Annotated in this window: 13 protein-coding genes; all 13 read right to left on the bottom strand. The window is 54.5% G+C overall.

Going from position 1 to position 15,315, the window contains the following annotated elements; genetic code table 11:
- Positions 1-12 precede the first annotated feature (12 nt).
- From icmH to tssA, 13 genes are read right to left on the bottom strand one after another with little or no spacing between them, the layout of a single operon-like run.
- Positions 13-873: a type IVB secretion system protein IcmH/DotU gene (icmH, locus tag ACLK1G_RS13960; protein ID WP_420765953.1), complete on the bottom strand. Its 861-nt coding sequence runs from the start codon at positions 871-873 to the stop codon at positions 13-15.
- A gap of 4 nt (positions 874-877) precedes the next feature.
- Complete coding sequence (tssK, locus tag ACLK1G_RS13965) at positions 878-2,209, bottom strand: type VI secretion system baseplate subunit TssK (RefSeq protein ID WP_420765954.1); 1,332 nt, start codon at positions 2,207-2,209, stop codon at positions 878-880.
- A complete protein-coding gene (gene tssJ, locus ACLK1G_RS13970) occupies positions 2,206-2,706 on the bottom strand; it encodes a type VI secretion system lipoprotein TssJ (protein WP_420765955.1) in 501 nt (166 codons plus the stop codon). The genes tssK and tssJ overlap by 4 nt, the downstream gene beginning before the upstream one ends.
- A 5-nt stretch (positions 2,707-2,711) precedes the next feature.
- Complete coding sequence (gene tagH, locus ACLK1G_RS13975; RefSeq protein WP_420765956.1) at positions 2,712-3,893, bottom strand: type VI secretion system-associated FHA domain protein TagH; 1,182 nt, start codon at positions 3,891-3,893, stop codon at positions 2,712-2,714.
- An 18-nt stretch (positions 3,894-3,911) separates the two neighbouring features.
- A complete protein-coding gene (locus ACLK1G_RS13980; RefSeq protein WP_420765957.1) occupies positions 3,912-4,052 on the bottom strand; it encodes a type VI secretion protein in 141 nt (46 codons plus the stop codon).
- A gap of 55 nt (positions 4,053-4,107) precedes the next feature.
- The gene (locus ACLK1G_RS13985) at positions 4,108-5,634 is read right to left on the bottom strand and encodes a sigma-54 interaction domain-containing protein (RefSeq protein WP_420765958.1); all 1,527 of its coding nucleotides are present in this window, start codon (positions 5,632-5,634) and stop codon (positions 4,108-4,110) included.
- Entirely contained in the window at positions 5,634-8,204 is a 2,571-nt protein-coding gene (tssH, locus tag ACLK1G_RS13990; protein ID WP_420765959.1) for a type VI secretion system ATPase TssH, read from the bottom strand. The genes ACLK1G_RS13985 and tssH overlap by 1 nt, the downstream gene beginning before the upstream one ends.
- Positions 8,201-9,220 carry a type VI secretion system baseplate subunit TssG gene (tssG, locus tag ACLK1G_RS13995; RefSeq protein WP_420765960.1) on the bottom strand — a complete coding sequence of 340 codons (1,020 nt, stop codon included), beginning with the start codon at positions 9,218-9,220 and terminating at the stop codon, positions 8,201-8,203. Before tssG ends, tssH begins: the two co-directional genes overlap by 4 nt.
- On the bottom strand, positions 9,184-10,971 hold the full coding sequence (tssF, locus tag ACLK1G_RS14000) for a type VI secretion system baseplate subunit TssF (RefSeq protein WP_420765961.1): 1,788 nt from the start codon (positions 10,969-10,971) through the stop codon (positions 9,184-9,186). The genes tssG and tssF overlap by 37 nt, the downstream gene beginning before the upstream one ends.
- 5 nt (positions 10,972-10,976) lie before the next feature.
- Complete coding sequence (tssE, locus tag ACLK1G_RS14005; protein ID WP_420765962.1) at positions 10,977-11,390, bottom strand: type VI secretion system baseplate subunit TssE; 414 nt, start codon at positions 11,388-11,390, stop codon at positions 10,977-10,979.
- 14 nt (positions 11,391-11,404) lie between these two features.
- Positions 11,405-12,880 (bottom strand): type VI secretion system contractile sheath large subunit, encoded by a 1,476-nt coding sequence (tssC, locus tag ACLK1G_RS14010; protein ID WP_420765963.1) that lies wholly within the window; start codon positions 12,878-12,880, stop codon positions 11,405-11,407.
- Positions 12,881-12,904: 24 nt separating this feature from the next.
- Complete coding sequence (gene tssB, locus ACLK1G_RS14015; protein WP_420765964.1) at positions 12,905-13,408, bottom strand: type VI secretion system contractile sheath small subunit; 504 nt, start codon at positions 13,406-13,408, stop codon at positions 12,905-12,907.
- Positions 13,409-13,439: 31 nt separating this feature from the next.
- Positions 13,440-14,996, bottom strand: coding sequence for a type VI secretion system protein TssA (gene tssA, locus ACLK1G_RS14020; protein WP_420765965.1), 1,557 nt, complete (start codon positions 14,994-14,996; stop codon positions 13,440-13,442).
- Between the last annotated feature and the right edge of the window lie 319 nt (positions 14,997-15,315).

The following is a 15,315-nucleotide window of genomic DNA, read 5'->3' on the forward strand; positions in this document are numbered from 1 at the left end:
GACACGTCCCTGTTACAGCAGCGGCTGAGCAATTAACGACTCTGGCGATTGATAAGGTTGCAATATGTTTACGCGCTGCTCACTCAACACCCAGGCAAAACCCGAATAGATCACACCTAAACTAATCAGCGTGAAAACCGTCACCCCCCAGAAAGGCACCATAGGCAATGGTTTGATGGGCTCAGCTTTGGAGCTTTCAAGGTGGGCTGACAAGGGACTGGGAACTTCACCACGTACCTGCCTGATCGCGCGGTACAGCGCGTCACGGATCCCTTCTAGCTCAAATTCTCCCCGGGCTTGAACGCGATATTTACCTTCAAAGCCCAACGATAGGCACAGGTATAACAATTCAAGTAAATACAAGTGTTTGGCTGGATCTTTCGATAAACGATCAAGTAATTGGAACACCTTCTCGCCACCGAACGTCTCGTTGTGAAAGCTGCTTAGCAGGCTTATCTGCGACCAGCCACTTTCACTGCCCCACGATGTGGCGACGACCGACTCATCGAGCACTGTGCATAACACATAGCGGGCGGCGACCAACTGGCTTTCCTCAACATTGTCCCTTCTCGCCAAGGCTTCAAATTGTTTCAATTCCAAGGACAGCTCTTGCTTGAGCTTTTTAGGATCGAGTCTTTCATTGATTCGCCTGAGTAGCAGGATCTGCGACAACAACCCGGACGCTGCCGCTACCAACGGATTGAGGCTGGGAGCGAATCTCGGAGATCGCCGTTGACGGGCGGCGTAGATCATTCGCTCCTCCAACTGTTCAATACGTAGCGCAGCGGTGTCGGTCAGCGGCCCGGATATGGGGCGCTTTCCATGATGATCTAGCAGGACAGTTGTTTCGTCCTGAGGATTTTCCTTATCCATTTGATCAGTTCCTAATGGCCCAAAAATTCAGTTCAAGCTCGGCAAATTCACCCGAAATGTGAAACGCAAACCCCGCGGAGCGCTTCACTTGAACAAGGTCTTCGGCGCTGGGCTCGAGAATGAAATAAACTTTATTGGCATGAAACGCGATCTGCCGCGGCGCTACGGGAAGAGCCCTGATCCTGATACCTGGCAAATGCAAATTGACTAACTGGCGGATACGCTCCACCGGAGCGATTTTCAAATGGGAGGGTAAGCGACGGCGCAGCTCCTCGGCATCACAATCGGCGCTGGCTGCCAATACGAACGAAGCCGAGTCCAGCAGAGAAAAATCATTCACCGGCGAAACGCTGATACCGTACTGCCGAGCCTGCAATTGCAGCTCAATGGCGTGCTGTTCGAGTACCATCGACAATACTTGGCGCATCGAACACATGAGGTCCCGAAAGCATCTTCCCTGGTCGCTGTGGTGATAGCGGTTGTCGAACGATGGGCGCTTGCTATCTGTAGAAAAAACTGCCAAATCGCCTAGCAGCGCCAACAGCGTCCGATATAGCGTTTCGGGATGAATCTGCTCCAGCTCCTGATAATGGCGCAGCAACAATTCGGTGCGGTTGATCATTTGAAGCATCATGAAATCGCCAACTTGAGCACCGCCCGCTTTCCCGCTGGAGCGAAGTCGCTCGGCAAGACTCTCGCCCCGATGACCAAGCATGCCGATGACCTCCTTGAGGCAGGATAGAAGATAGGCAGAGGATTTGATCTGGATAAACGTCGGGACAAAATCCGGATCGAGTCTGATCAAACCATCAGGCGTAGTATCGAGAACATCGCAGAGCTTGAGTTTTACAAAAGCCTGATCACCTTGTTGTTCACCCAGTAGAAGGCGAAAGTCCAAGCGACCACAGCTTATCTGGCTGCTGGAAGTATCCGCCGCATTGGAGTCCGCTACTTGCACCTCGTAGGTGATGTAACGCGCCAACACATCTGTTTGTGCTGGGCAGCGGGACTCTATGTGATTGCCAGCCATCAGAGGCAGAGCGAGATAGATCGGTTTGTTGCAGGTGTTGGGTGATACTTCCAGGACCAACGGCTCAGTGTTGCTGCTCAATTCGAACAGACTGCCATCTGGCAGGACGCCCGAAGCACTGCTGATCACCAGCCGCCCCATATGGAGAAATTGCAAATCGATTTCCAACGAAAGGAAACCCCAGGCGTAACCGCCCAGCAGCCGAGTACGGGCTTTCAACTGGTGGTCGAAATGTCGATCGTTGTGTTGCAAATGTTGCGGTCGTAGCAACATCCCTTCCTGCCAGATCACCTTATCGTGGTTCATTTGTCGTCAGCCCTGGCAAGGCCTTTGGTAAAACTAGCGATACCATCTTCATTGAGAGCCAGATTCGCCTCATTCACTCGCGCAACAGCGACCGGCAGTGTGTAGCGCCATTGCGTATGCGGGAGGTCACGATACGCCGCCAACACGCCAACGTAACGACCGCTATCTGCCATGGCGAATCTGAGCGTGACGGTTTCGCCTGGGCGTAATTCCAATTCCTCGCTGGCGAGCAGATCGGGGGATAAGGTCTCCCAGGCACGATCATAGATGCTAAAAAAGTCCGCGTTTTCAAAAGCCACCGGGTGCTTGAGTTCAAAAAAACGCATTACCAATGGCGAGGGCCGTCCATTCACATCCGGATTGAGTTCGTCGCTGGCAACCAGCGTCACGTTGAGCTTGGTCATCGTTGAGAACGGTGACAGCGTGGCGCATCCTGATAGCAGCGTCGTGGCGATAAGCGCTAGGGTTCGGCACAAAAGCAAAGTTCTGTAATGCATATACTTCATCCCTGACAGTCGTGTTGCAGCGTGGAAATCAGACGGACTTGTTCCTCATAAGCTTTGGCGAAATCACGGGCCAGCAAGCGTTCAGTCCAGTCATCGTCTTGACATAGCGACTGATGGTGGCGGCCGTAAGCTCGCCAGTAGCGACCCGATGTATGTAATAGCGACGGTTGCTCGCGCTTCAGGCGAAGAACCAGTTGCCGGGGTGAAAAGTAATCGAGGGTTGAGCGCAGGGTGGCGCGGCTGGCAACGAACAAAGCCACTTGATGAGCCTGCAGGCTGCGAAAGGCACTAGCGATAGCCTTGCTGGCTGGTAACTGGCCAGGCGCAGTTGGCTGCAACAATGCGTGCAAAGCGTCATCGCAGTGCTTCAACGGGTTCTGCTGGCCACCTTGGGCGAGGGTATGGGCCAGGCGAAGCTCGCCCTTTAACTCCGAACGGGTGCGCAAGCCTTGCTGCAGGCCTTCAACGCTTTGCTTGAGCAACGATCCGACCTTTATGGCCAACGCTTCGCGCGCCTCTTGGTCCAGATCATTCAGGTCCATGCCCAGCGAGGAGCCGAAGCGTTGCCAGAACCCCTCACTAGATGACCCCGACGGGTCGTAAGGCAGGGGTGGCTCCGGCTCGACCTCGATCAGCTTCGGCAACACCAAATTTTCCACGTCAACGCATGCATGATCCGAGCGTAACAACGCGTGCGAAGTCGTCAGGGAAAGGTCGTTCAGTTCGTCCATTTCAGAAAAAACATGCTCCTCCCGGTCCAACGCCCTCAACGGGTCCAGGTTGAGAAATGCATCATCCGGAACGAGGTTACCTAGCGGTGCCGACCGGTTGGCTTCCAAAGCGCAGGTCATTTTCTCTACAACGACCCGGGCCTGAACCACATACCCTCCCATGATGAAGACGTCGCCGTCCGTGATACGTACCGGCTCGCCCTTGGGCAGCCGCGAGCCGCTTTTACGATCGAGTACACCGTTGCCACTGCTGTCAGTCAGGAAAAACGTTCCGTTGTCGAAACTCACCCCCGCATGACGCTTGGACAGGAGCCGCTCACGGTCGGGGATCATCCAGTCACAATCCTCTCCCCGGCCAATCACCCCGCCATCCGCGCCAAAGCGTTTTCGGCAAAGATCAGGGGCAATGAATTGGTTGGCGCTCAGCACTTCAAAAACAACTTCCATGAATGGTGCTCCTTGCTGTCACTTGCCGCGATTGACCGCTTGCGGATCACCCAGGGGGCGATAATCGCGGTCAGTGAATTTGAAGTTGCCACTACAACCACCGAGGCCAAGCAACCCGATAAAAGTCAGCAGTACGATCGGCAGAGCACGGACAAGCATTCGAAGTTTTCCGAAATAAATGAATGGAATCGATACGGATGGAAAGCCGCGAAGATTAATTTTCGGCATCCTTGCGGCGTATTTTCAGGCGGCTCATTCGATACAAGAGCGTACGTCGCGGCAGACCGAGTTCTTGCGCAGCAATGGTTTGGTTGCCGGCATTCTTGCGTAGGCAATCAATCACCAAGTTACGCTCGATCTGTTCCAGCCGTTCGCGAAGACTTACGCGGCCTTGATCGGATGGATTTTTGATGTGCAGCGCAAAATGCTCGACCAGCAGCTCTCTGCCTTCGCACAACAGCACTGCTCTTTCCACGATGCCCTTGAGTTCGCGGATGTTTCCTGGAAAATCATAGGCAGCCAGATGAGCCAGCGCGGCATCTGACCAGTACACGCTATCTCGCTTCAGGAGCGCGCAAGCCTTTTCGGTAAAGTGCCGTGCCAATTCGATGATGTCAGGGCCGCGATGGCGCAACGCCGGTAATTGGATAGGGAACTGCGCGATTCGGTAATACAAGTCTTCCCTGAACTTGCCCTCCTTCATCAGAACCTTAAGGTCCCGATGGGTGGCGGCGACGATGCGCACATCAATTGTGTGGGTGTGGTTTGACCCCAGCGGACGAACTTCACCTTCCTGCAAAACTCGCAGTAGCTTGGCCTGGAGGGATAGAGGCATGTCACCGATCTCGTCGAGCAGCAATGTACCTTTGTCAGCCGCGTCGAACAGGCCAGTACGGTCACGGTCAGCGCCAGTGAATGCGCCTTTTCGGTAACCGAACAGTTCGCTTTCCAAAAGATGTTCCGGGAGCGCCGCGCAATTCTGGACAATAAACGCCTCGGTTCTGCGCGGCCCATGATCGTGAATGGCGCGGGCTACCACCTCCTTGCCGGTACCAGTCTCGCCACACAGCAAGACGGTATAAGGGCTATTTATGACTTTGCCGATCAACAAGCAGGTCTGACGCATTGCCGCACTCCTGCCAATCAGGCCGAAGCGGTCAGCGTTCGATACGTTGGTAACAGCTGGTAAGTCGGCGGGTACAGGAAGGCGCTGGCGCCGCAATAAGCTAATCTGACTAAGGGCGAACGCTCCCAAGTGCCCCAGAGATTCCGCGAATCCAGCCAAGTCGATATGTCTGGCGCTGGCGCATAGCAACAACCCGTTGACTGCTCCGGGCGTAGTGACAAGTGGCACGCATAACAACGACTGCCACGGCATGACATGGACCGGCAGAAAATTTGTGCTGTGCAAGCTGCCGGACAGTGCATCGAGGCAAACCACACGATTTTGGCTCAGGGCGAATTGCAGCAACTGTTCGTGGTTGTAATCGCAAGGTAGGCCGCTCCGGTCCCGAAACTGCAATCGCTCGCCAAGGCACTCGCTGTGAATTTCCAACCGGGATTGTTTGGAATCGAGCAAATACAACTGAGCCAGTTCACAACCACTTAACCGCGCCGCGCCCTTGACGAACGCCTCGAGCAGAGACACCTCGTCCGTTGATCGCGAAAGGCTGTAAAAAAGTGCCAAAAGGGCCTCGGCATAAGCCAGCGGTTGGGACTCCTGCGTGACAAGCGCGCCCATTAAGTGAACTCGCAAGCTATGGTGGCCTGACCATTAAGAATGGCTCGCACCTTCTGCGGCTTTTCACCGTCCGCCATCGCTGCGAGCAGGCCGTCGGCCAGCCCGGGCATCAAGTGCAAGTCAAGCAGTTGGTCAATGAAGCGGGCACCACTTTCGCTGCAAACGCAGCGCTCGACCAAATAATCAACAAGTCGCGCGCAAAAACTGAAGCTCAACTGGCGACGCTTCAATCGCTCGCCCAAACGAACCAGTTTCAGCTCCACCAGCTCGCGCATTACCTTTTTGCTTATCGGGTAATAGGGCACCACGCACATACGGGCCAGTAAAGCGGGTTGGAAATGGCTGCTAAGCAATGGACGAATGGCTTCTTCTAGGCATTCAGCACTCGGCTGCCTGCCGTTTGCACACAAATCGCGAATGCGCTCACTGCCCAGATTCGAAGTCATCAAAATGAGCGTGTTGCGAAAGTTTATCTCCCTTCCTTCCCCATCATTGGCCAGGCCTTTGTCGAAAATTTGATAGAACAGATTAAGTACATCCGGATCGGCTTTCTCGACCTCATCGAGCAATACAACTGAATAGGGCATTCGCCTGACTGCTTCGGTAAGCATGCCTCCTTCGCCGAACCCGACATAGCCCGGTGGCGCGCCAATCAACCGCGATACGGTATGTTTTTCCTGGAATTCGGCCATGTTGAGGGTCGTTATAAAACGATCACCTCCATATAAGAGTTCAGCCAGGGCCAAGGCCGTTTCGGTCTTGCCCACACCACTAGGCCCGACCAACAAAAACACGCCTGCTGGCGCGTCAGGTTTGTTCAAGCCAGCAGCGGCGGCACGCATCGCTCGGTCGAGTGCTTGCACGGCTGGTTCCTGCCCCCGGATACGGGTTCGCAAGTCAGCCGAGAAACGGGCGATTTTTATATTGTGCTCATATGCCAGCTGCGTCAGCGGTACGCCAGTCCATGCGCTGATTACTTCAGCCACCAGTCGCGGACATACTTCAAAGCTGACGAGGCGTTCCTGCGTCTGTGCGACCAACAAAGCGCTGTGAGTAACATGTAACGCGGTTTCCAAGACCTCGTTCGTATGTTGTTCCCCGGCCTCGGAAATTTGTCGACGCAGCGATAACAGGCGTTCGGCCAGAGTTCGCTGTTCGGACCACTGCGCTTCCAATGCCTGGCATTCGTCTTTGAGAGCTTCCAATCGTGTTTGCAGCAATTGCAACGCTTGAAGATCAACTGTCAAACCGGCCTGAGCATCGCGCCGCAACGCCTGGTATCGCCGCTCCTCCTCGGCCAATTCGCCGCGCAAGCGCTCAAGGCGTTGCGGGGCGGCAGCCAGACTGATGCGTACACGAGCACAAGCGGTATCAAGCACATCGACAGCCTTGTCCGGCAGTTGGCGCCCCGCCAGGTAGCGGGCCGACAGATGGGCCGCGGCAACCACCGCATCATCGCGCAGATAAATCCCATGGGTCGCCTCATACAATCGCGCCAGACCACGTAAGATGGTCACCGCATCGCCGATCGCCGGCTCGCGCAACTGCACAGGCTGGAACCGACGAGCAAGAGCCGGATCCTTCTCGAAGTATTTTTTGTACTCAGTCCATGTAGTAGCCGCGATCGTGCGCAGCTCCCCCCGGGCCAAAGCCGGTTTGAGCAGGTTAGCCGCGTCGGTCCCTCCGGAGCTTGCGCCTGCGCCAATCAATGTATGGGCTTCGTCGATGAATAAAATGACGGAATCAGGCGAAGCCTTGACGATGTCGATTACACCTTTGAGACGACGTTCAAACTCCCCCCTGATACTCGCTCCAGCCTGCAGCAAGCCCATATCCAGCGTCAGGATCTCTGCTCGCTCAAGCCCCGGTGGCACTTCACCTGCTGCGATGCGCAGAGCTAACCCTTCCACAACCGCAGTCTTTCCCACCCCTGCCTCACCGACCACGATAGGATTGTTTTTGCGGCGACGAGATAGGATATCGATCAGCTGTCCAATTTCCCCGTCTCGACAAAGCACCGGGTCCAGCTTGCCGTCACGGGCCTGTTGGGTCAGGTTGTGAGTGAAACGCTCAAGGAGCGACTCATCTGGAGCTTTGGATAGTTCAGTCCCCGTTTGAGCTTGACCTGACAAAGCGAATTCTTTCAGTCGTTCGATGTTCAATCGGGCTAGTAGTGGCTGGAAACGAGTGCCTGCGTGGCGAGCCGGATTCCGTATCAACGCCAGGATCAAAGCAGCCTCATTCACGATGCTCTGACCTAGCTCGAGATTCGCCAAAAGCAACGCATCCTGTAGCCATTGGATCAGCTCGGGGGCAAATACTGGATTACGCGACGTGCCATCCTCTGTTCGTGGCTGCAGAATCGCGATCAGCTCGCCTGCGCTCACCCCAGCGTCTTGTAAGGCTCGCCCGAGTAGGCCTTGGCTTCGCTCTAGCAGGCTAAGCAACAGATCCTCTACCAGGACTTTACTCGCGCCACGCTCAACACATCGCTCGGCAGAACGCTCCAATTCGCGTCGGCTATCAGCATCGAGCGCCTGGATGAGCTGTTGGAGGTTTACGTCGATCATGTGAGTCGCTCCTGATGAATGTTGCTGCCAAGAATCACCGCGCCATCGGCTCGCTCATGTCCCAGCCAACTGGTCCATCCCAAGCGGCAGGTGTTCCGCTCTCCGATGCTGAGCGCCCTTATTTCGTCCTTTTGCAAGACCAGGCGGATGTCATATTCAAGAGGGTCGCGCAGGGTAAATCGCACCAACGCGCAGAGAGGCTGGTAACCCATACCAATCGGAAGAAACTCATGAAAACGTTGCCAGTCCAGCTCCGCGATGTGAATCCTGAACTTGCCGCTGCGATCCCGAACTTGAGCGCCGAGCACCAGTTCTTCGCTTAACAAACTATTGGCCATTCCCAGCCGATTGCGTTGCTCGGCAATAATGTTTACTCGACGCTCTACACACTGCTCAAGGTTCAGCTCGGGGTGTTTGAAGTAATAGCGCAGCACAGCTTCGATCAAAGCCGCCGAGTGAGCACGCAGGCTCAACAAACCGAGGTACGGCAGCAGCCGCTTCCAGTTCAATTGCGTGGCTTTGCGAATTTTTTCGCCCCTCAAGCCAATCAGTGCGAATAGCTGCTCGGAAAACGCGTCCCGAGCACCGCTTTGAAAACTTGCGCAATAGCGGTACTTGCGCCAGATCGGCAACATCAACCGTTGGAGGCGATCGTGGAAAAGATCGAGGAACTGGCGCGTCGGATTGATATCTTCGACACTTAAGGCCTGTTCGCTGTAAAAGGCCGGTAAAGGCGATCCGGAGCCCACCAGGCTAATCAGATTGATGCTCAGACGAGCCCGTGCCTGTCCGTGTTCTTCGAAAAAAACCACACGCTCGACATCGCTGGCTGGAAACCCGAGGCTTGGGTTGGCCTGGAATTCCAATTGATCGTACAGTTCCTCGTCGTTCAGATAAGGATGGCTTTCGCGCAGCCGATCAATAATCAGCAGCACCGCCTGAAATAACGAATACTCGCGTATTCCTCGCGTCAGCGCGCTTATAGAAGCGGCTGCTGGCCCATGCGGGGTAACCATTGATACACCTCTCCCTGTGTGCTGTTCACCCGCAACTCGTGATACGAATTCAGGCTCGCATAAAGCGCAAAAAACTCATTGAGAACCGAAGCAAAGAGAAACAAGTCGCCTTCACCGATATATCCTTGCGGGTCGACTGTCAGCTCTGTACATAACCCACGAACCGGTAAACCATGATGGAGTCGATCCGTATGGCAATGCCTGATCGACTTCAGGCTATCTAGTAAACGTTTGCTGACCTTCTGTGTTTGCTCGTCGAAGTAGCGCGGAAAATCATAAGTTTCGAGTATTACCTTTAACGCGTTGACGTCGGCCAGCGATAGGTAGTTAAGCGACATGTTGCTGATGAGCTTCCAGAGGAAGTCATTATCCAAGGGGGGCGCAAAGCTTGGCGTAACGGGGCCAATATTGCGGAAACTTAGCGATTCCGGGCTTTTTTCACCTGGCTGGTTGATATCGCCCGGCTTCAGCTGGCACGGCAGGTTCCGGTTGGTACACATCAATTCTATGGAAAGGGTTTCGTCAGCTGGGTTGTGCCGGCCGCCAAAGCCCAGGCAAGTGTCCAGGCCACCGTGAAGAACGGACGGGCGCTGCCGGACGCTGTAATATGCGCGCTTGCCAGAAGCATCAGAATTTGAGTCGTGCTCGAAAGACTCGAACGGCAAATAAGTGTCGTAACCCAGGCCACCGGGACTCCAACCAACGACGCTCTCGACTGAGAATACCCCGCAGTGTTCCGGGTTGTATTGAGCGGGCAAAAGGAGATACTCGTCCTGTTTTCCATCCAGACGAATCGGCTGAGCGTCATGTTTGAAAAGATTGACGATAGGCGTGCAGTAGAGCTTCACATTGTCCTTAGTCGGACGTAACCGCTGGGCGCCACTCCTACCGATATCGAAACGCAGGTCCAATCCTCGCATCTGCTTCAGCGCGTCCTGCGGCAAAGCGTTGAGTACGTCTAGACCATTGACATCGACGAATAGAAACTTGTCCTGGAAGGCATAGTATTCCTGCAGATACCGGTAGCCGCGAAAAGTATTTAATGGATAGGGTACCAACGCATGCTCTTCCGCAAACCCCACCGGCTGGACTTTATCGGCGCAGATGCTGAATGTCAGCGGGACTCCGTTCATGTCGTTTACGACATGCCCTTCCCCATCCAGTGGAACCAACTGGATGCTTTTTAGATTGCGCAACAGATTGAAATAGAGCATCTGGCTGACATAACGCTCGCCGGCCAGGTGAAGGCGCAAATGACTCAACTTCAATTCGCCCAAGTGGCCGTTGCATTGCATTTGCAGACGCAGGTTTAACAATGAACCCTCGCCTTTAATCGAGTAGCTGAGCCCAGTCAGGTCTAGCGAGAGCACCTCGGTTGGGTAACACGTACGGAAACGACAACGCACTTCCTGGACAGGGACGCTTTCGACCGGAGTATCACGCTCCACATGTACTGCGGGGCCTGTTCGCTGCAGCGGATCGAACTGCAACATGCTGAAAGCTGGTAGGGGCCGCATGTAATTCGGCCACAGCAACTGCATCAGGGAATGGCTCAACTCCGGTAGCTCATCATCGAGCTTCTGGCGCAAGCGCCCGGTAAGGAAAGCGACCCCTTCGAGCAACCGCTCGACATCAGGATCACGTCCCGCCTGCCCCAGGAACGGTGCCAGAGCGGGATTTCGCTCGGCAAAACGCCGGCCCAACTGCCGAAGCGCAGTGAGTTCACTCTGGTAGTAATGATTGAATGACATGCTGTCTATCCTTGACTGACCTTGACTTGTCCGCTGCCACTCAAACAGGCGGAAAAACTCACTTGCCGCCTCAACCCTTCCACGTTCAACAGGGCATCGATGCTGAAAAACAGACTGAGTCGCTCGGCATCGCCAGACCTGGCAATCACACACACATTGCTCAGGCGTGGCTCGTAAGTCCTGATGAATGTCTGAATCGCATGGCAGGCCTGACTATGCACATCGTGCAAACTAAGGCGCATGTCGTTGAGGTCGGGTAATCCGTAGTCAGGCGCTATCGGCACGCTACCGGCACGAGTGCCAAGCATCTTCGCCAGATGAGCAGCCACTGAAGCCACGATGCAGTCATCGCGGCTCATGAGTGCGCGTGTTTCGACGTCGCCGTTCAGACGCTCGAAAAAGCTGCCGTATCCAGTCATGAGCTAGGCTCCGCTCACGCTTTGTCCAGCTTGCCAACCAACGACAGGGTAAAGTCGGCGCCCATGTACTTGAAATGTGGGCGTACATGCAGGCTCACGCGATACCAGCCGGGCTCACCTTCGACATCGGTGACGATGACCTGGGCAGCCCGCAACGGCCGGCGACCACGGACTTCAGCACTCGGATTTTCCTGGTCGGCAATGTACTGGCGGATCCACTTGTTCAGCTCCAGTTCCAGATCAGTACGCTCTTTCCATGACCCGAGCTGCTCTCGCTGCAAAACCTTCAAATAATGAGCCAGGCGGTTGACGATCATCATGTATGGCAGCTGCGTACCTAACTTGTAGTTCAGCTCATTCATCTTCCCTTCAGCACTGATCCCGAAAAACTTTGGTTTCTGTACCGAACTGGCAGAGAAAAATGCAGCGTTATCGCTACCTTTGCGCATCGTCAGCGAGATAAAACCTTCTTCGGCCAGCTCGTATTCGCGTCTATCCGAGACAAGAACTTCGGTGGGAATCTTGGTTTCGATTTCGCCCATGCTTTCAAAGTGATGCAGTGGAAGATCTTCCACTGCCCCTCCGCTTTGGGGGCCGACGATATTTGGACACCAGCGGAATTTGGCAAAGCTTTCGCTAAGACGAGTACCAAACGCGTACGCCGCATTCCCCCATAGATAATGCTCGTGACTGTTGGCGACGACTTCCTTGTAGACGAAAGACTTTACCGGGTTTTCCTGAGGATCGTAGGGACTACGCAGGAGAAATCGCGGTACGGTCAGCCCCACGTAGCGCGCATCTTCCGATTCACGGAAGCTCTGCCATTTGGTGAATTGCGGGCCTTCAAAATGATCCTTCAAGTCTTTGAGATCAGGCAATCCAGTAAAACTCTCCAATCCAAAGAATTCCGGACCGGCCGCAGCGATAAAAGGCGCATGCGCCATGCTTGCTACGCAGGATATATGCCGCATCAGCTTTACATCGGGTGAGCTTGGAGACAGGAAGTAATTCGCGATAATCGCGCCAACCGGCTGTCCACCGAATTGACCGTACTCGGCGGTGTACACATGTTTGTACAGGCCCGACTGCATGACTTCCGGAGAGTCCTCAAAATCATCCAGCAAATCGCTTTTGGATATGTTGAGCAATTCAACTTTAATGTTCTCGCGAAAGTCGGTGCGATCCACTAACAGTTGCAAACCACGCCATGCTGACTCCAATGCCTGGAAGGCGGGATGATGGAGGATCTCGTCAACCTGCCGGCTGAGCTTCGCGTCGATGTCGGCGATCATGCGATCTACCATCGCCTTCTTGACCGGCTCGCGGTTGTGCTGAGGCTTGAGAAGCTCCGCGATAAATGCGGCCAGGCCCCGCCTGGCAATGTCGTAAGCATCGTCCCGCGGTGTCAGTCGGGTTTCGGCGATGATGCTTTCGAGGATGCTGCACTCGCTATCGTCGCGGACATCTTGCTGCGCTATTGAGGTGTGCATGTGTGTCTTCCTTGGCTCAGTGAATCAAACAGCCTGCGCTGAAGTCGGCAGGCCTAGTTCGTCCAATATGCGACTGCGTGATTTGTCGTCTGCAAGCACGCCTTCGATAGCTTTGCGAAAGGCGGGGGCATTACCCAACGGACCTTTGAGCGCTACCAACGCATCACGCAGTTCCATCAATTTCTTGAGCTCAGGTACCTGCTCGACGAGGCTAGCGGGGTTGAAATCCTTCATCGAGTTCAAGCGCAATTGAACCGCGAGCTCGTCTATGTCACCTTCTGGTTGAAGGCGATTCGGTACACTCAGGACCAGATTCAACTCCTGCTTGGCCAGCACTTCGTCGAAGGTCATCTTGTCGATGCTGATCGGTTTACGATCCTCAACCTTGCGCCCATCCTGACGGTGGGTGTAATCGCCGACTGCGAGCAGTTTTAGCGGCAACTCGATTTCTTCCTGAGCGCCCCCGGTTGCGGGCTTGAACGTGACGTTGATGCGCTCCTTGGGAGCGACAGAGCCTTCTTTGGCCATGATTTCTTTCCTTACTATGGGGCCCGTAGGCCTATTCGATTACCCGTTCCAGGTCGAGGTGACATAAGCGGCGGTAAGTTTCATCCCTGCATTCGCGCACGAGATGGTTCTGAGGCAATAGCTCGCAGCAGCGATACAACAGGTGCAGCACCTGCAATGCGAGATCGGGCTCCCATTCGTTCAAATCTGCGCCCAGCAACGTCTGATCGAGCGCCTCGAGCTGGGCTTTGGCGAGCTCGTATTTCTTGGCCGAGAAGCACAAACGAGCCATCGCGAACCGCCAAAGGAAGCGCGTACGTCCGCCGTATGTGTTTTGCATTGCCTGGCTGAGAAACTGCACCGCAGACTTGAGACTTTCGTTGCGTAGCATCACCTGAGCTTCTTCCAAAGCTCGTTCCCAAGGCATGTGGTTGTCGTTCACATCGGTTCGGGGCCCAGCGTCTGGAAGATCCAGACGAGGCATGACATGGGCGGCTATCCATGCTCGAGTGGACGGATCCGCGAACGGTTCGCCATCGTGCCAACGCAACTCGATGACTCCGGGCAAACGTTGCAGGAACAATGCGAAATGGATTTCCTGCTCGCGCATGGCAGGCTCCGCACCCAGCCCTTGTAAACACTCCCAGGCGAGCCTCTGGCCATCAAACCAGAAAGGTGCCTTAGCCAAGCTGGCCTCTATTTCAACCAGGAGATTTGCGTAGTTACTTTGCTGGAAACTTTCCCGGTACGCCCTGAGCTTATCCGCAGGAAGCCCACGCAAAAGGGTTTTTAGCTCTACATCATGCTCTGGAACAGCATCGATACTCAGCCAGAGCACGGTACGGCTCAGCCGCAAAGCCCGAGCATCGGTCGCCTTTTGCTTGAGCCACCATGTGCATAACGAACGAGCGCTTTCCTGCTGGGCGCGCAGAGCCCGATGGGCGTCCTTTTCATTTTCGATTGGAACATCGGCAGTGAATAGTTGAGTAGCAGCTTGCTTCACCTGCGCTACCATCGCTTCAACGGCGCTCGGCGGCGGCTTATTATCGATGGAACGCTGCACCAGACTCCTGAGGCGCCGACACAGCGGGAGTAATAGAGGTGCGTCATCGCCCAAGTGATCGGTGAACACCGCGTCAAGATCTTCGAGTTGGCCAGCCAGAATCTGGAATAAGGTCAGTTGGGTTTTAATCGCGACATCATCACCCAATGCCTCCTCCAGGCGCGGAAGGAGCCAACTGAGGCTGGCCGCACGTGTCCGAACCTTCAAAGGGTACAGTTCAGCCCAATGATTCTTGCAGAGGTATCGCAAGAGACCCACCCCGGCGAGCAGCCCTTGGAACGAGTCTCGCTGATACAACGCCCAAGTCATCCACGCCGCCACTCGTAGATCCTTCGACTGGGTGCGCAACAAAGCTTCCCCTCGCTCCAATATATTCAACCAGTCGACTCGACCGTTTTCATGCACCGACTGGGCTTTGCCAAGCTCCACTTCCAAAACTTCGTATTCGTCTGAAAAACGCATATCCGCGCCCGCGAAATTCCCGTTGGAAATAGGCGTTTGGGCTAGTTTTAAATAATACTCGGACAGTTCTTCAGAATAAGACATGTGTAGCCTTTGATAAGCTTTGGTCGTATAGATCTAATTGTTCCGGAACGAAGGGTAAATTCGATGCGCAGCTATAGAAAACTTAACTCCATGATGATTTTCTGCGAAAGCTGCATCGACATGGCTTTCCGATCGGCGTGAAGCATGCCAAGTTCTAAACGAAAAAAATGTAGGACATTTCGCTAAATGCGAACCGAGAATGAAAAAAAATGATACCAACACATTTTCTTGCTCGACCGAAGATGGCTACTATTTTTTAGTAATTTTGCCTATAGATGCCGAGCACGAATTTAGTTCAAATAGTTTCTCCCTCCGAGTG

Origin of the sequence: Pseudomonas algeriensis (assembly GCF_048847255.1) — a bacterium.
Taxonomy (GTDB): Bacteria; Pseudomonadota; Gammaproteobacteria; order Pseudomonadales; family Pseudomonadaceae; genus Aquipseudomonas.